Raw genomic sequence first — 17,679 nt, forward strand, 5'->3', positions numbered from 1 at the left:
CTAAAAATAGGGGGCCTTTGCATGACAGTAACTAGTTTGAAAGCAACGAAATCGTATGTGCGTGATCGTGAGGCGGTCATTGCATTAACACAGAAGCTTGTGCGAATTGAAAGCGTTTACCGTGAGAACGATCCGAAGGGTAATGAGCAAGAGGTGGCAACTTTTGTAGCCTCTTATTTACGAGATATTGGCATCGAAACGCATGTAGAGGAAGTTGTGCCAGGGCGACCGAATGTAATTGGCATTATTGATTCGGGCAAGCCTGGGAAAACATTACTTTTCGAAGGACATACAGATGTCGTGACAGAGGGCAATCGAGAGGCTTGGGCTTATGATCCATTTGGAGCAGAGATTGTGGATGGGCGTATGTATGGCAGGGGAACGAATGATACAAAGGGGAATCTGGCTTGTATGATTACGGCTTGCCAGTCATTGCTGCTAGATCGAGAGGAGTTTACTGGCAAGATTATTTTATGTATTCCTTGTGATGAAGAGGGGCTAATGCTTGGCATTAAGCATTTTATTAAAAATGGCTGGGCTGATGGAGTGGATGGCGCGATTATCTGTGAGCCACAGGAAAATAATGTATGTATTGCACAGCGTGGGGCCATACGTTTACAAGTAGATATTTTCGGTAAAATGGCGCATGGTGCTATTTCGTGGAGCGGTATAAATCCAAACTGGCGCATGGCGCGTTTTATCGTAGAACTTGAAAAATTGGAAAAAGAGGAGCAAGCACGATTAGGGCGTGATCCGATGCTGAATTGGCCATCTATCACACCAACGATTTTACGTGCGCCGGTTAAAGGTGATGCACAAATCAATGTCATTCCAGATCATTGTATGACGACGCTCGACATCCGCACAGTGCCTGCTCAGGATCATGATGAGCTATTAGGCAAAATCGAGGCCATTATTAAACGGTTACAAGCAGATGACCCTGATTTTAAAGTCGAACTAACGGTGCTTGATAATCGGCCGGCTACTGCAACGGCTAAGGAAGATCCTGTGGTACAGGCTATTTATGAGGCGGTGGCAGAGGTGACGGAGAAAGAACCGAAATATAATGGTGTTCCGGGTGCGACAGATGGTACGTTTCTTCATGTTCATGGCATCCCGATTGTGACGGTCGGTGCTGGAGATCGCGAAATCCCTCATCAAATCAATGAATATGTAGAGCTTGAAGAATTAGCAGAAACAACGGCTATTTACCGTTTAGCAGCATTAAAATTTTTGGCGGGTGATGAACAATGACGTCAATAAAAATGGCCGTCATACCAGGGGATGGCATAGGAAAAGAGGTAATGCAGGAAGCATTAAAGGTGCTGACATGTTTGCAGGAACAGGACAGTTCCTTACACATTGAAACGACCATTTTTCCTTGGAGCTCTGATTATTATGTGCAGCACGGCTGTATGATGCCCGAGAATGCATTGGAAACACTTCAAACATATGATGCGATTTTATTTGGTGCAATTGGCGATGCTCGTGTGCCAGATGATGTCACGGTTTGGCAATTAATTATGCCTATTCGGAAACATTTCCAGCAGTATGTGAATTTCCGTCCTATTAAATCGTTGCCAGGGATAGCATCTCCTTTAACGAATGGTAAAGACATTGACTTTGTCATCTTCCGTGAAAATGCGGAGGGCGAATATTCGGATAGTGGTGGTCGACTGTATCAGCAGCAGCCACAGGAAATGACCATTCAAAATACCATTATGACGCGGATTGGCATTGAAAAAATTGTCCGAGCTGCCTGTAATTATGCCAAGCAACATGGTAAAACCAATATCACCAGTGCGACAAAATCGAATGCCATTATTCATTCGATGAAATTTTGGGATGAACAGACAAAAAAAACGGTGGCACAAAGCTCATCAGACCTACAGTTGAAATCCATTTATATTGATGCTTTGGTAGCCTATTTTGTCGAACGTCCACAGGATTTCGAGGTGGTTGTGGCGTCCAATTTATTCGGCGATATTTTATCCGATTTAGGCTCAGCTATTGTCGGGGGACTTGGTCTGTCTCCATCGGCAAACCTGAATCCAGAAAAGGATTTTCCATCGATGTTTGAGCCTGTTCATGGGTCTGCACCAGATATTGCTGGTAAGGGCATTGCTAACCCCATTGCACAAATTTGGTCGCTTGCCTTACTTCTTGGACATCAAGGTAGAAGCGATTTAGAACAGCTCATTGTTAAGGCGATTACAACAGTGCTACAGGAAGGTATCGTAAAGACAGCAGATATTGGTGGACAAGCGACAACGGCACAAATGGGCGATGCAATTTGTCAGGAAATCATTAATAGGACTTTAACAGCAGGAGGTGTTTAGGATGGCAATCGAGCAAAAGGTGGTCGTAGTTACAGGTGCAGGAGGCGGTATGGGAAAAGCGATTATTCAAGAGCAGCTAAAGCAGGGTAATCAGGTTGTAGGGCTTGATTTATCAATAGATGCACTATCAGATATCGCCCATGATTCATTACAATGTGTTGAAGTCAATGTATTGCAGGAGGAACGTGTTCAAAGCATTTGCCAACAGGTTTTTGACAAGTATGGCAGAATAGATGGCCTTGTCAATGCACTAGGAATTGCCCAGTCAGCGACACCGATTGAGCAGGTCACGATGGATGAGTGGAACCGTTTAATGGATGTCAATGTAAAAAGCTTGTTTATCACGACAAAAGCAGTTGTTCCTTTTATGAAAAAACAGCAAGGGGGCTCCATTATTACAATAGCCTCTATTTCTGCCGTGCGTCCTAGACCAGGCTTACAGGCTTATATTGCCTCAAAGGGGGCGGCAGAAAGCTTTACAAGAGGGCTTGCAATTGAACTTGCATCAAGCCAAATTCGCGTTAATACGATTCATCCAGGCCCAGCTGACACACAAATGCTTGGTCAATTTGCTGCACAGGATGCTGATATAGAGCAAACGAAGCAAAATGTGTTTGTGCAGTCTGTCCCACTTGGGCGCTTAGTACAGCCAGCGGATATAGCAGGGGCAGTCAGCTATTTATTGTCTGATGCGGCAAGTATGGTCACTGGAACGACATTGCATGTAGATGGTGGTCGTGGATTATAGGAGGGGTACGATGAGAAAAATTCCTATGTTAATTAATGGGGAGTGGGTTCATGGTGAAGAAGAGACACACCTAGAAGTTAAAAATCCCTCGACAGGGGAAGTGATTGCACAAATTAGCAATGCAAGTAAAGCGCATGTGGAACAAGCAGTACATTCAGCCCGTCTAGCGTTTGAAGGACAAGACTGGCGTCAATGGAAGGCCTATGAACGGGGGCAGTTATTAATTGAATTTGCCCATTATATTCGACAGCATGCAGAGGAATGGAGTTTACTAGAATGTCGAGACGTAGGAAAGCCCTTATCACAGGCAAGAGCAGATATTGAAGCAGCGGCTCGCTATTTTGAATTTTATGGTGGTGCAGCGGATAAGGTGATGGGGGATACCATTCCGATTGAGGATGGACTATTAAATGCGGTAGTGCTAGAGCCAGTTGGCATTACGGTACATATTGTGCCATGGAATTATCCGATTCAAATTACGGCAAGAAGTGTCGCAGCGGCTATAGCAACTGGTAATGCTGTGATTGTGAAAAGTGCAGAGGATACACCCCTGACAACACATGCCATCGCTGAATGGTTTGCCAATAAAGTGCCGAAAGGGATTTTCCAGCATATTACAGGATTGGGGCGAGAGGTTGGGCTCTATTTAACGTCACATCCCGATATTAATCATATTACGTTTACGGGTTCTGTGCCGACAGGGATAGCGGTGATGAAGGCAGCAGCAGAAAATGTTGTGCCTGTGACATTAGAGCTTGGAGGAAAATCGCCTAATATTGTGTTTGCAGATGCCGATATGGAGCAAGCATTAGAGGGGGTTGTACGTGCCATTATTCAAAATGCCGGTCAAACTTGCTCTGCAGGGGCACGTTTACTCATTGAAGAAAGTATTAAAGATACATTCATTGCACAACTAGCACAAAAATTTCAAGCGATACAAGTTGGACCTGGGGAAGCGGATATGGATATGGGACCGCTATTAAATGAACGCCAATATACGAAAATCACGGCATTATTACAACAAGCAAAGACAGATGGCTATGTGATTACGGGTGGCGAACCAGTGACGATAAAAGGCTATGAAAAGGGCTTTTATGTACAGCCAACTATACTGGATGGCGTTGATCCAAATGATCCATTAGCGCAGGAAGAAATTTTCGGCCCTGTCTTAACCGTCCTGCCATTTTCCAGCGCAGACGAGGCTATTGCATTAGCCAATAGCACTGACTACGGCTTAGTTGCTGGTGTTTGGTCACAGCATATTGATACGGCTCATTATGTGGCAAGTCGTGTGCAGGCTGGCCAAGTATTTGTCAATAATTATGGGGCTGCTGGAGGTATTCAAATGCCATTTGGCGGCTATAAAAAAAGCGGAATTGGTCGAGAGAAGGGCTTTGTTGCACTGCGAAACTATACGCAAATGAAAAACATCGCTATACGCTATGCACCACCTAATCAACAGTGAGATGGAGGGACGCATATGGAACAGCCAAAAGAAAAAGAAGTGCTTTTAGAGGTCAATCAATTATCCATCCAATTCCAGTTGAAAAATGGCAAAGAGGCGAAGGTTGTTGAAGATGTAAACTTTACTATTCATAAAGGAGAAACCGTTGCACTGGTAGGTGAATCAGGAAGCGGCAAAAGTATCACATCCTTAGCGATTATGCGTTTACTGCCCATACCACCAGGTGAAATTACAGCAGGTTCCATTGCCTTAAACGGTAAAAATCTACTCGCCTATAAACAGAAAGAGATGAGCCGTATTCGTGGTAATGAAATTAGTATGATTTTTCAAGAGCCTATGACCTCTTTAGATCCCGTCTTTACGATTGGCAATCAAATGATTGAGGGCATTCGCAGACATCAAAAGGTATCGAGAAAAGAGGCATGGAAGAAAGCATTACTACTTTTACAGGAGGTAGGGATTGCCAATGCAGAAAAGGTGATTGCTGAATATCCTCATCAACTATCAGGGGGAATGCGGCAACGTGTCATGATTGCTATTGCGATGTCTAATAATCCGCAGCTATTGATTGCAGATGAACCAACCACAGCACTGGATGTGACGGTACAGGCACAAATTTTAAAGCTGATGCTGAAAATGAAGAAAGAGCATCAGTCGGCCATCTTATTTATTACACATGATATGAGTGTTGTTGCAGAAACAGCCGATCGTGTCATGGTGATGTATGCAGGGCAAATTGTCGAGGAAGCTCCAGTGAGAGAGCTCTTTTTAAATCCGCAGCATCCTTATACAACTGCTCTCTTAAAAACGATGCCTAGCCTTGATTCAGATGTCAAAAGGCTGCCGTCGATCCCTGGCACCGTACCACCAGCGTATGCATTGCCTGATGGCTGTCGCTTTGCCCCACGCTGTCCACATGCGATGGCACATTGTCATGTGGAGCAACCGGCTATCCATTACATTCAAGAGGCACATAAAGTACGCTGTCATTTATTCACAGAGAAAGGGGAGCTGGCTCATGATGGAGAAAGAAGTTTTGCTGGAAATTAATCATTTAAAAGCCTACTTTCCTGTGAAACGCAAATCGATGAAGGAAGAAAAAAAGGTCATCAAGGCGGTTGACGATATTTCAATAGAGATTTTTAGAGGAGAAACATTGGGCATTGTAGGAGAATCAGGCTCAGGCAAATCAACCTTTGGGCGAACGATTTTAAAGCTCGTTGAACCAACAGCAGGGGAAGTATTGTATAAAGGGCAGCCAATCCAGCATTTAAAGGGCAGTAAGCTACAAAGTTATCGCAATCAAATGCAAATGATTTTTCAAGATCCCTTTTCCTCCCTTAATCCTCGGATGCGGGTCGGCTCTATTATCGAGGAACCGATGAAACTGCAATTAACATTGACGAAGGAACAACGAAAAGAGCGTGTGAAGGAGCTCTTACAAAAGGTAGGGCTACCTGAGGATGCCATGCATAAGTTTCCGCATGAATTTTCTGGTGGGCAGCGACAACGAATTGGTATTGCCCGAGCATTAGCGATACACCCAGAATTCATTATTGCTGATGAGCCGGTATCTGCTCTGGATGTGTCGGTGCAATCGCAAGTTCTTAATCTCATGATGGATTTACAAGATGAATTTCAATTAACCTATTTATTTATTTCACATGACTTAAGTGTTGTGAAGCATATTAGTGACCGTGTGGCAGTGCTGTATTTAGGAAGAGTTGTGGAGATTGGGACAAAGAAGGAGCTCTACGCCAATCCATTACATCCCTACACACAAGCATTGCTATCTGCTATACCAGTCGTTAATTTTGATGAGCCGAAACAAGAAATACTTTTACAAGGTGAATTACCAAGTCCAATGAATCCACCTGTTGGCTGTGTCTTTCATACCCGTTGTCCATTTGTGATGGAAAGATGTCATCAGGAAAGACCGATGCTTCAACATGAAAATAATCATCAACGAGTGGCTTGCTTTTTATATGATAAATAATCAGAAAATTAAATTTATTTTGGAGTGGAGGTGTTGCAGATGTTTGGCAATATAACGGATGTGCCAGGTGTCAAAGTCGGACATCGTGAAAATAAGGAAGGGATTACAGGCTGCACGGTGCTATTAGTAGGAAGTGGGGCGGTGTGTGGAGTGGATGTTCGAGGCTCTGCACCAGGCACTCGTGAAACAGATGCATTAGACCCTATTAATGAAATTGATCGAGTCCACGCCATCTGTTTAGCTGGGGGCAGCGCCTTCGGATTAGATGCTGCCACAGGTGTCATGCAATTTTTAGCCGAGCAAGGAATTGGCGTTGATGCAGGTGTGGCAAAAATACCGATTGTGCCGAGTGCTGTTCTCTTTGACTTATTTATCGGTGATCCTCATGCTCGACCTACTGCGCAAATGGGCTATGAAGCGGCACAAGCAGCACAAGTTGGCCCATTTACCAATGGCAATATAGGTGCTGGCTATGGCGCAACTATTGGCAAACTAGCAGGACCTAATTTTGCGATGAAGGGTGGGCTTGGTAGTGCTTCCTATGCGGGGAAAGATGGTCTCGTAGCAGGAGCCATCGTGGCAGTGAATGCCGTGGGAGATATCAAGGACCCTGCTACACGGCAAATTTTAGCAGGAGCCAGAGATGCGCATTCTGGTCAGTGGGTGGATTGCTGTGCCTATTTAGAGCAGCATGCACAATCAGAGGCATTAGCTGGCACTAATACAACGATCGGTGTGGTAGCAGTGAATGCCAAGTTAACGAAGGCAGAGGCTAAAAAAATTGCACAGCTTACGCAAAATGCTTTAGCACGAACGATTTATCCCGTTCATACCATGCTGGATGGCGATACGATTTTTGTGCTAGGGACAGGCGATCAACCTTATGCACTTGATTATCTAGGACATTTAGCAACAAAGGTAATGGAGGAAGCCATTCTCGCTGGCATTAAAGGCGCTGATAAATTGGCAGATGTTGAAAGCTATACAAGCATTCAAAGATAGGCATATGGGAAAAGGGGGAACGACTATGCAATGGAAAAAAAGAGGACTGATGCTCGTGACATTGTTATTAGCAATTATCATGACAGCATGTTCAGGTGATGGAAAGAAAAATACGACAGGTTCAAGTTCTACAGATGGTCAAACAGTAGCCGATGTTCCACAGGAAATCGTTGTACGTGTCAATGACGATCCAGATTTTTTAGATCCACATAAGGCTACAGCGTCTATTTCCTATCAAATGATACTTAATCTGTTTGAAGGGCTTATGGCACCTGAAACGGATGGTTCCTTGAAAGAGGGGCTTGCAGAGAGCTACGACATCTCGGAGGATGGTTTAACGTATACGTTTAAAATACGCCAAGGTGTGAAGTTTCATAATGGTGATGATTTAACGATGGAGGATATCCAATATTCCTTTGACCGTTTAATGGGGAAAAATGGTGGGGAGAAAATGTCTAATAACTTTGATAATGTAGCATCTACAGAGGCACCTGATGCGACTACATTTATTATCAAGTTAAAAGAGCCGAACTCTAATTTCTTGTATTCATTAACAGCAAGACAATCAGCTATTATTCCTAAAAGTAATGATGGTAAGCATAATGAAAACCCAATTGGGACAGGACCATTTGCCTTTGTAAAATACGCACCTGGCACCAATTTAGAGCTCAAGAAAAATGAGCAGTATTGGCAGGAAGGATTGCCTTATTTGAATAAAGTAACCTTTGCCTTCCAATCAGATGATCAGGCAGCCATTATGAGCTTGATGGCGAATGAGGTAGATTTAACGAGTGTTCCTTGGCATCGTGTTGGTGAGGTAGAGGGTAGCTATAATTTATCCCATCAAAATAATAACTCATCATTAATCGTTACTTTTAACGAAACAAAGGCACCTTTTGATAATGTGAAGGTTCGTCAAGCGATCAATTACGCCATTAGTAAATCCGATATTATTGATTCTGTATTTGCGGGCTATGCTGTTCCTCTTGGATCTAATATGAGTCCAGCAATGGGAGACTTCCAAAAGAAGGGCTTAGAAAGCATGTATGAGCGAGATGTGGAAAAAGCGAAAGCCTTATTAGCGGAAGCGGGTTATCCTGATGGCTTTAAAACAAAAATAACGGTGTCTTCACATAATGATATTTACTCAAATATTGCCCAAATTGTAGTGGCTAATTTGCAGGAAATTGGCATTGATGTAGAAATTGAAGTAGTTGAATGGGGTATCTGGCTAGATCGTGTGTACTTTGGTCGCGACTATGAGATGACAACGATTGATTTAACAGGTCGTGCATCTGCCTTTGAAATTTTGAATGACTATATCTCCACAAATGATAGTGAAAACTTCTTCCTGTTTAAAAACGAAGAATACGACAAAATTATGGCTGATGTCTTGAAGGAAACTGATCAAGCTAAACAAATCGACTACTACCATCGTGCACAGGAAATTTTAGCAGAGCAAGCTACTGCGGTTTACATTGCTGATTATCAAATCGTGTGGGGTACTGACAAACAAGTGACGGGGCTTAAGAGTTATCCATTCTGGTTCCATGATATGTCTGAGGTTAAGTTTTCAAACTAGAAAGGGATGAATGCTTATGATGTATATCCTACGTCGAATCATCCTGTTAATAATCACCATCCTTCTAGTATCCATCATTACATTTGGCGTTTTTCAAATATTACCTGGTGATCCGGTTCGCACGATGTTAGGGACGGAGGCGGATCCCACACAAATTGAAAATTTACGATCTGAGCTCGGCTTGGATCGTCCTCTTTATGAACAATATGTAGATTGGATGAAGGGCTTATTGACAGGGCAATTAGGGAATTCCATTCGATTTTCCATGCCAGTAAAAGAATTATTATTTGATCGACTTCCTGTCACCATGTCATTAGCAGGGCTTACCCTTATTATGGTCTTAATCATTTCCTTACCTTTAGGGATGTTTGCTGCAAGAAGACAAAATAAATTAAGTGATGTGTCATTATCCACTATGACGCAAATTGGGATGGCAGTACCATCCTTTTGGCTAGGGATGATGCTTATTCTTTACATTGGCTTACAGTTTAGCTTCTTTAAAATTAGTGGCTATATTCCTTGGACCCAAAGTATAGCAGGAGCACTTAGCACGCTTATTCTTCCAGCTTTAACGATTGCCATTCCACAAATTGCGGTGAATTTCCGTTATGTCCGTACAGCTATTCTAGAACAAGTCCAACTCGATTATGTCCGTACAATTCGCAGTAAAGGGATGTCTGAACAAAATGTAATGTATAAGCATGTATTAAAAAATTCGATGATCCCGATTTTAACGGTTTTTGGTTTGATCATGGCAGAGGTAATAGCAGGAACGATTATTGTGGAGCAGGTGTTTTCCTTGCCAGGTATCGGTCAGCTACTAATTACGGCTATTAGTAATCGTGATTTTCCACTTGTGCAGGGGATTGTCATGTATATTACAGTAGCTGTCGTCATGATTAATTTTATCGTTGATGTTTTATATTCTGTGTTGGACCCTAGAATTCGATTACGTTAAGAGGTGGCTATCATGAAACAACTACAGCGCTATACTAAAAAAATCAATTTAGTCATTGGTCTCCTCGTTATTGTCGGCTTTTTGCTCGTCATGCTTGTTAGTTTCTTTTATACACCACATGATGTCAATGCGATGAATATACCTGAAAAATTGCGTGGACCTGGTGGTGCCTATATGTTTGGAACAGATGAATTCGGGCGTGATATTTTTAGCCGCATTATGAAGGGGACACAAACAGCCTTTGCTGTGGGTCTATTAACCGTGGCAATTGGAACGGTGTTTGGCATTCTTATCGGTGGTATTGCGGGCTATATTGGTGGCTGGATCGATGAAATCTTTATGCGGACGATGGACGCTTTAATGGCTTTTCCAGGCATTATTTTAGCCTTAATGCTTGTAGCAGTATTCGGTCCAGGGATTACAAATACCGCTATAGCGCTTGGCATTATCGCTATTCCAGCTATTGCAAGGATTGCACGTAGTGGCTTTGTGCAGCAACGTGACTCGGAATATGTACTGGCAGCGAAATTAATCGGGGTCAAGCCTTATAGCATTATGTTCCGCCATATTTTACCGAACATTTCGTCGCAAATTATTGTGGCTGCAACCGTGACATTTGCGACGGCGATGCTAGCCGAGGCAGCACTAAGCTATTTAGGGCTTGGAGTACAACCACCAAACCCTAGCTGGGGCAGAATGTTAAAAGATTCACAAGCCTATTTAATCGGTGCCCCTTGGTATACGTATGCGCCAGGAGGAGCCATTACCATTCTTGTTCTTGGTTTATATATGCTCAGTAATGCTTTACGAGATTTTATGGACCCACGTTCAAAATCGTAACACATCAGGTGCTGTTTTTTGTAAGAGTTCATATGCCTTAACAGCCATTTCAATATTGAGGCGATGGGGAGCTTGTAAAAAATCAGCACCTAATATACTTTCTAGCCGTTCAATTCGTTTATAGAGTGTTTGACGGACGATAAACAGCTGTTCTGCTGTATCATTTTTAGCCCCGTTACAGGCCAAATAAACAGCTAATGTTTGAAATAAATCAAGGCTACTTTTTTGATCTAATAACAATATCTCTTGTAAATAATCTTTCACAAATTGTAGGAGAGCTGTCTGATCCTGCTGTAATAATAATCGATAGACACCTAGATCCTTATAGTAGATGGAGCTAGCCAATTGCTGATGTTGCATTTGAATGGCCGATTTCGCCTCTTTATAGCCAAGATGAACACTTTCAATCGACTGATAGACATTGCTAATGCCACAGCTAAGGATAAGCTGTTCAAAAAACTGTGCTGCTTTTCTCGCTATAATCTGTGAAATGGCTTGATCGAAGGAATCACGATTGTCTTTCATATAATCTGCGGCAATAAAAAAGGCTAAAATAATAATCTCATGCTGTCGTACCGAAACAGTAGGGAAAAATCCGAGCTTTTTTAAAATTGAGCGAATATACATGGCATTTTGGAGCTGTATTTCCTGCCACTCTTCTTCAGACACTGTATTAGCTTTATCATGAAGATTGAATACGACGACTCGGTAAAATAAATTACGACTCTCGATTGGCAAATAGCTTTGATAGTATGGTATATCAACGGGCTGTCCTTGAATTAAGGCAAGGATAAATTCATCCTCACGGCTTTGCTGTCGCTCCTGCAGCATGCGATTACGCATTAAAATATGGGCTATTGACATCGTAGCCCGTTCTAGATTCAACAAGGTGTAATCACTCGGCTTTGGCAGTCCAGAATGCATACATAAATAGCCCCAAACTTGTCCAAGTCCATTCACAGGGATGATGACAAAATGATCCTTATCAATGGATAAAAGGTGTAGAGGCTCTTGTATTTCTAACTGCTGACAATGCTCCTCCATAACACGCAAGTATTTTTTAGCCTCCACAGGATAATAAAAGCTTTTTGTATCTTCTGAGACAAATAAAAAGGGCGCATCCGTATCTTGGTGGAGAACTTGTAATATTTTTAAAATTCCATTTGGCATTAACGATAATTCCATAAATGTTTTGGAGAGTGTATCTAGCTGTGTTAGTGCCTGCTGGTGTTGATTAATTATGTACGTGTGTAAATCTTGCGTAATATCGATAAATCGTACAATGTCTTCAAAAATAATAATTGGGAAATGATGGGCGTTCGCCATAGCAATCAATTCTACAGGGACATGATCGAAATAGTCTCCAATTTCTATACAAAGACCAGCAGCTTCATTGCGAATAAGGTTTTGTAAGTAGGCGATTTGTGTTTCACGTTCGAGCTGTAAACCAACACCAGTAGTTAAAATCAATTCACCACCATTAATTAATGTATCAAAATCTTTGATTTCTAATATATGTGTCCATAAAACTTGGCGATCAAGACCATGCTGCCCAGCGATAAGCTTCGCTGATTCAAAATGCTTGCGCTTGAGGACATCACGTACGAGTAGAGGATGTTTCGCCATCAATTAGCACCTGCCCTTCGAATGTACAATGTCTATTTCATTATGTTAGAGAAATCAGAAAATTTCAATATTAACTAGTTTAATAGGGAAAATGGTGATAGATAAAAAGACATCGATGATCACGATTGGAGGTCATGATATGGAGCAGAACGATCAATTCACACATGATTTACAGCAAAAAGACCATGAAAATGTTTGGCATCATATGTCTATGTACAATGACAATGCGCCCCCTATTATTGAACAGGGAGAAGGAGCATGGATTACCGATAGTTTAGGCAACCGCTTTTTAGATGGCATGTCAGGCTTATGGGCAGTGAACGTAGGCTATGGCCGTGAGCGTCTTGCTAAAGTTGCGTATGAGCAACTGAAAAAGCTATGCTATGCCCCTTTAACCCAAAGTCATGAACCGGCCATCAGACTCGCTGAAAAAATGAACAGCTTACTAGAAGATGACTATATGATGTTTTATTCCAATAGCAGTTCGGACGCGAATGAAGTAGCCTTTAAGCTAATACGTCAATACCATCAACAAAATGGGGAAGGAACTCGTTATAAAATCATTGCTCGTTATCGAGGTTATCATGGCAGTTCACTGGGGGCATTGGCAGCCACAGGACAGGCCTTACGTAAATATAAATATGAACCCTTAACACCAGGCTTTTTGCATGTTGCCCCACCTGATCATTATCGTCGACCAAAAGGGCAGCCCGTGGAGGCGTATAGTTTAGCATGTGCTCGTGAAATCGAGGAAAAGATCATTTGGGAGCAAAAAGAAACAATAGCGGCCGTTATTATGGAGCCACTGATTACTGGTGGTGGCGTTCTTATTCCACACCCTACTTATGTTAAGGAAGTCGAGCGCATTTGTAGACGACATGGGGTATTACTTATCATTGATGAAGTCATATGTGGCTTTGGACGAACAGGGATGCTATTTGGTCATCAGCATTTTGACATTCGACCAGATGTCATTACTATGGGAAAGGGGTTAACAAGTGCCTACCTACCGTTATCCATCACGGCTGTACGCAAAGACATTTATGAAAAATTTAAAGAGATGGACGGCTATAGTCATTTTCGGCATATTAATACGTTTGGTGGTAATCCAGCAGCCTGTGCAGTGGCTTTAGAAAATATAAAAATCATAGAAGAAGAAGGGCTCGTACAGCGCGCAAGAGATTTGGGTATACAATTGCTACATGATTTGCAAGACTTATTGGAGCTACCCTTTGTTGGAGATATACGAGGGCTTGGGTTGCTCATAGGCATCGAGCTTGTCGAAGATAAACCATCACAAGCACCCGCAAAGCCAGAGCGAATAGCGAAAATTATAGCTGATTGTCAAGCAAACGGGTTAATTGTTGGGAGAAATGGCGAAACAGTAGAGGGCTATCATCATATCATTATATTAAGTCCGCCACTTTGCTGTACTGATGAAGATCTTGATTTTATGGTAGCCGTGTTAAAAAGAGTATTGGCAGCCAATGTTTAGTACGTGGCGATTCCAAACATGTGGAAATACAAGGAATCGCCTTTAATAGTGTCGTTTATGCCCCTTTTTTACATCCTCCCAGTCAATCTCGATGTTATGCAAAACACGCGTTAGTAGATTGTTGATGCTGTCAATCTCTTCAGTGGAAAAACCTGCAAGTGCACGAGCATTGGAATATTCGCCCTCTCGTTTCAAGAAAGGATAAATCTCTAAGCTTTTTGCTGTCGGGAAGAGCAATTTATTTTTTTTATTTCCTTGTTCAATACGCTTTTCAATAAAGCCCTTGGTCTCTAATTTTTGAATAGCCCGTGAAGCAGTCGTACGATCCACCTTTAATAGCTCTGCAACTTTTTCTTGAATGATACCAGGATTTTCACAAATTCGGATGACATATAAATATTGTCCCTTTGTTAAATCCAACTCCTTAAATTCAATATTACTAATTGAGTCTAATGCCCGTGCAATAGCACCTATTTCACGTAAAATTTCTTTCATGGTCGATCCTCCTGAAATTTTTATTGTATTTGCAATAAAAATTATTCTATACTAATAGTATCATCTTCGAAGTGAAATTGCACCTAGTGAAGATGGTCAATAGGAGAAACTAGGAGGAATATTCATGAGCATAAAAAAAGTGACAACTGAAGAAGAATTACAAACAGCGTTCGATTTTCGTCGACATGTTTTTATTGAAGAACAACAAGTACCTGAGGTAGAAGAGTACGATGAATTTGATTCGCTCGATGCACCATGTGATCATATTCTTGTGTATTACAAGGAGCAACCTGTTGGAACAGGCAGGCTTCGCATTGTGGAGGGCTATGGCAAACTAGAACGTATTTGTATATTGGAACAATACCGTAAATTTGGCCTGGGGAAAGAAATCATTATGGGCTTAGAGCAAATCGCTCGAGACAAAGGCTTAACAAAAGCAAAGCTGAATGCCCAGTCCTATGCAGAAGGTTTTTATGAAAAATTAGGCTACCAGCGTGAAGGCGAAGAATTCATGGATTGTGGCATCCCACATATTTTAATGAAAAAATATTGGTAGTGGACGAAAGCGTCTTTTCAATAACCTTCCTCATTAGTGCTAGATTTTGTCACTTAGTATTCGTTTGCAGGGAGAAGAGGGAAGATCTGCTTTCGATAAAGTATACAATTCGATGGCACTACTTATGTTTAGCTGCCATTAGAAAGGCTCCTCCTTAGCTAAGGGGAGCCATTTTTTGCACGACGGATTCTAGTTTCAATTAAAAACTACCTTCATAAAGAAAGTTGGGCAGCTTTCAATTATTTTTCTTTGACAATCGTACCTGCGAAATTGTCATGAGGTAGACATTGTCCATGCTGTTGCTCAAAGGTCTGGCGATTTTTTAGATAATCAAACGTACTGAGGGTGTCTCGATAAGCCATTCGTTTAATTATTTGACCGTCTGATAGTGGATGGCCATCTTCATTTTCAAGTGCCAGTTTCATTGCTTTGTAGCCAATGGTTTGTCCATTTTGACGGAGCTGTGCATATTCTAGTGCCCATAGCACGGCTGTTGGCGTAACGAGCGCATGAACGACTTCGTTTTTCACTTTTTTTCGTAGGAAATATTCAACACCCAACGTGACTGCGGTTGATATCGCTGTATCGATTAAAAATGCTGCTGTTCGTCTTTTTGTGATCGACTCCATGTATGTCCTCCTTTATTACTCTGTCACTAGTACATACGAAACATAAGGACAAGAAGTTTCGCGTTAATCTTGATTTATTTCCAATGGCAATACGGGATAAGAGGGAATGGCCCCATGCTTCGTTGTCGAAATCCCTGCATAACGGTTTGCAAAAGTGAGCAGGGACATCGCATGCTGTTCGCAATAGGCTTCAACATCAGCTACTGCTAGTTGATGTTGAAGGAATTTACTTAAAACAGCCCCAATAAATGCATCTCCAGCCCCTGTTGTATCGACAGTTTGTACCTCCTTAGCAGGAGCCTTTACATGGAGCTTTTTCGTATATAAAGTAGCCCCAGCAGCGCCATGTGTAATGATGATGACGGCTACATGCCCCTGAAATAATGCTTGGACGGCCGCCTGTTCCTCCTCTAATGCTGTTAAAAACAATAGCTCCTCCTCTGAAAGCTTCACAATATGTGCTTTAGGTAGAAAGGCGAGGATGGTTGCCCGACACGCAGTCTCATCCTGCCATAAAGGTAAGCGCACATTCGGATCAAAGGAAACAAGACTACCTGCTTGATGTGCCTGTTCAATAAAAGCAAGATGTGCTTGCTTCATAGGGCTTTCCACAAGATTAACAGAGCAAAAATGAACGATATCTTGTGCAGTGAGTAATTGTAAGGGGAGATAGTCTTGCTTGTACAATAAGTCCGCTGCATGTCGGCGATAAAATTGAAAATCACGCTCACCGTGACCATTTAATGAGACAAAAGCAAGACTTGTTTCTCCATCAGTTGTTTGGCGAATGTACTGCGTGTTTACACCTGTTTGCTGTAACGTTTTTATTAGGAAATCGCCAAAGGCATCCTGACCGACCTGTGTTAGAAGAGCTGCCTGCTGACCTAGCTTTGCACAGACCGCAGCTACATTTGCAGGTGCACCACCCGCATGCTTAGTAAAGTGCTCGATATCGGCAAGGGAGCCATGCTGCTCTGTTGGCGTAAAATCAATTAGTAATTCCCCTATAGTAAAGAGCTTGCTCATGAGGATGCCTCCTGTGGCAGCCGCTTTTTCTTCGGAATGTAAACTGTATAGAAAATACCTCCGAAAATAAGCAGGATACCTAACGTTTGCATAATGCTTGGCATAAAATCAAGCAACAGCATATCCAGTAAAATCGCGACAACAGGGTCAACGAACACTAATACGGATACAAGAATGGTTGTAAGGTTGCGAATACTATCAAAAAATAAATAGTAAACAAATCCTGTATGAATAAAGCCTGTGCCCAAAATATAAAACCAATTGGAAGTGGTTAATCCTTCAAACAAGGAGAAGTCGATGAAAGGCAGTAGTATGACGATACCAACCGTTGTTTGAATATAGGTTAACGCATAGGAGCTAAGCTTCGTAATGGTTTTGCTTGTTAGCATGGTAAGGGCATAAAATACCGCTGACAGTAATGCCCACACAAAACCAGATTGCATAAACTCTGAGAAAGACACAAAATTATGGAGACCAATGATGAAAATACTACCGATAAAGCAAGTGATGGTTGCTACAAGTGCTTGAATGGTCATTTTTTCCTTTAAAAAGATAGCGCCTAAAATTAAGACAAAAATAGGGGCTAAATTATAGATGGAAATGGCAATCGAAATCGACATTTCTTCAAAGGCTTTAAATAAAAATACCCAGTTTAAAACGATAAAGACGCCACAAATAATTGTTTGGAGAATTTCCTTCTTATCCCAAACCTCTGATTTATGCCCCCCTGTAATAAGCCACATTCCTCCTAGAAAGAGGGTGGCACAAATGCATCGAACAAAGACAAGCTCTGTAGCAGGAACACCAGTATGAACCGTAAAAAAGCCTATGGAACCAAACAGTGCCATGGAGACGGTTAGTTTAATCATTGCGGAGATGTTCATACGACACCTTCTTTCTATTTTTTGTAAAATTATTAAAG

General features: G+C 42.0%; 17 protein-coding genes. 12 read left to right on the forward strand and 5 right to left on the reverse strand.

The window, feature by feature from the left end:
* The first annotated feature begins 21 nt into the window (after positions 1-21).
* Genes NST76_RS08360 through NST76_RS08405 form a run of 10 tightly spaced genes read left to right on the forward strand, consistent with a single transcriptional unit; the run spans position 22 to position 10,930 of the window.
* Positions 22-1,254, forward strand: a complete 1,233-nt coding sequence (locus tag NST76_RS08360) for a M20 family metallopeptidase (protein ID WP_342544965.1) — start codon at positions 22-24, stop codon at positions 1,252-1,254.
* A complete protein-coding gene (locus NST76_RS08365; RefSeq protein ID WP_058844696.1) occupies positions 1,251-2,339 on the forward strand; it encodes a tartrate dehydrogenase in 1,089 nt (362 codons plus the stop codon). The genes NST76_RS08360 and NST76_RS08365 overlap by 4 nt, the downstream gene beginning before the upstream one ends.
* A 1-nt stretch (position 2,340) precedes the next feature.
* Positions 2,341-3,087 (forward strand): glucose 1-dehydrogenase, encoded by a 747-nt coding sequence (locus NST76_RS08370; RefSeq protein WP_036127354.1) that lies wholly within the window; start codon positions 2,341-2,343, stop codon positions 3,085-3,087.
* Between the two features lie 10 nt (positions 3,088-3,097).
* Positions 3,098-4,552 carry an aldehyde dehydrogenase family protein gene (locus tag NST76_RS08375; RefSeq protein WP_058844697.1) on the forward strand — a complete coding sequence of 485 codons (1,455 nt, stop codon included), beginning with the start codon at positions 3,098-3,100 and terminating at the stop codon, positions 4,550-4,552.
* Between the two features lie 15 nt (positions 4,553-4,567).
* A complete protein-coding gene (locus NST76_RS08380; RefSeq protein ID WP_036123040.1) occupies positions 4,568-5,602 on the forward strand; it encodes an ABC transporter ATP-binding protein in 1,035 nt (344 codons plus the stop codon).
* Positions 5,571-6,548 carry a dipeptide ABC transporter ATP-binding protein gene (locus NST76_RS08385; protein WP_036123042.1) on the forward strand — a complete coding sequence of 326 codons (978 nt, stop codon included), beginning with the start codon at positions 5,571-5,573 and terminating at the stop codon, positions 6,546-6,548. Before NST76_RS08380 ends, NST76_RS08385 begins: the two co-directional genes overlap by 32 nt.
* 39 nt (positions 6,549-6,587) lie before the next feature.
* Positions 6,588-7,550 carry a P1 family peptidase gene (locus tag NST76_RS08390; RefSeq protein WP_036123045.1) on the forward strand — a complete coding sequence of 321 codons (963 nt, stop codon included), beginning with the start codon at positions 6,588-6,590 and terminating at the stop codon, positions 7,548-7,550.
* 25 nt (positions 7,551-7,575) lie between these two features.
* Complete coding sequence (locus NST76_RS08395; protein ID WP_089932510.1) at positions 7,576-9,132, forward strand: ABC transporter substrate-binding protein; 1,557 nt, start codon at positions 7,576-7,578, stop codon at positions 9,130-9,132.
* 16 nt (positions 9,133-9,148) lie between these two features.
* Positions 9,149-10,090 carry an ABC transporter permease gene (locus NST76_RS08400; protein ID WP_342544966.1) on the forward strand — a complete coding sequence of 314 codons (942 nt, stop codon included), beginning with the start codon at positions 9,149-9,151 and terminating at the stop codon, positions 10,088-10,090.
* A gap of 12 nt (positions 10,091-10,102) precedes the next feature.
* Positions 10,103-10,930 carry an ABC transporter permease gene (locus tag NST76_RS08405; protein WP_249646014.1) on the forward strand — a complete coding sequence of 276 codons (828 nt, stop codon included), beginning with the start codon at positions 10,103-10,105 and terminating at the stop codon, positions 10,928-10,930.
* On the opposite strand, the gene NST76_RS08410 is transcribed toward NST76_RS08405, so the two are convergent.
* The gene (locus NST76_RS08410) at positions 10,919-12,556 is read right to left on the reverse strand and encodes a PucR family transcriptional regulator ligand-binding domain-containing protein (RefSeq protein ID WP_058844699.1); all 1,638 of its coding nucleotides are present in this window, start codon (positions 12,554-12,556) and stop codon (positions 10,919-10,921) included. The genes NST76_RS08405 and NST76_RS08410 overlap by 12 nt on opposite strands.
* A 139-nt stretch (positions 12,557-12,695) precedes the next feature.
* Here NST76_RS08410 and NST76_RS08415 point away from each other — a divergent pair, with 139 nt between their 5' ends.
* A complete protein-coding gene (locus NST76_RS08415; RefSeq protein ID WP_249646016.1) occupies positions 12,696-14,051 on the forward strand; it encodes an aspartate aminotransferase family protein in 1,356 nt (451 codons plus the stop codon).
* Between the two features lie 42 nt (positions 14,052-14,093).
* On the opposite strand, the gene NST76_RS08420 is transcribed toward NST76_RS08415, so the two are convergent.
* Positions 14,094-14,546 (reverse strand): MarR family transcriptional regulator, encoded by a 453-nt coding sequence (locus NST76_RS08420; RefSeq protein WP_342544967.1) that lies wholly within the window; start codon positions 14,544-14,546, stop codon positions 14,094-14,096.
* 124 nt (positions 14,547-14,670) lie between these two features.
* Here NST76_RS08420 and NST76_RS08425 point away from each other — a divergent pair, with 124 nt between their 5' ends.
* On the forward strand, positions 14,671-15,102 hold the full coding sequence (locus NST76_RS08425) for a GNAT family N-acetyltransferase (protein ID WP_036126584.1): 432 nt from the start codon (positions 14,671-14,673) through the stop codon (positions 15,100-15,102).
* Between the two features lie 239 nt (positions 15,103-15,341).
* Here the strand turns inward: NST76_RS08425 and NST76_RS08430 are convergent, their stop codons facing one another.
* The 3 genes from NST76_RS08430 to NST76_RS08440 all read right to left on the reverse strand — a co-directional run bounded on the left by NST76_RS08430 (position 15,342) and on the right by NST76_RS08440 (position 17,641).
* On the reverse strand, positions 15,342-15,731 hold the full coding sequence (locus NST76_RS08430; protein ID WP_036126586.1) for an RDD family protein: 390 nt from the start codon (positions 15,729-15,731) through the stop codon (positions 15,342-15,344).
* Between the two features lie 63 nt (positions 15,732-15,794).
* Positions 15,795-16,757: a carbohydrate kinase gene (locus NST76_RS08435; protein WP_058844703.1), complete on the reverse strand. Its 963-nt coding sequence runs from the start codon at positions 16,755-16,757 to the stop codon at positions 15,795-15,797.
* Positions 16,754-17,641 carry a DMT family transporter gene (locus NST76_RS08440; protein ID WP_058844704.1) on the reverse strand — a complete coding sequence of 296 codons (888 nt, stop codon included), beginning with the start codon at positions 17,639-17,641 and terminating at the stop codon, positions 16,754-16,756. The genes NST76_RS08435 and NST76_RS08440 overlap by 4 nt, the downstream gene beginning before the upstream one ends.
* Positions 17,642-17,679: the final 38 nt, after the last annotated feature.

This window comes from Lysinibacillus sp. FSL W7-1291 (assembly GCF_038593415.1).
Taxonomy (GTDB): domain Bacteria; phylum Bacillota; class Bacilli; order Bacillales_A; family Planococcaceae; genus Lysinibacillus; species Lysinibacillus fusiformis_D.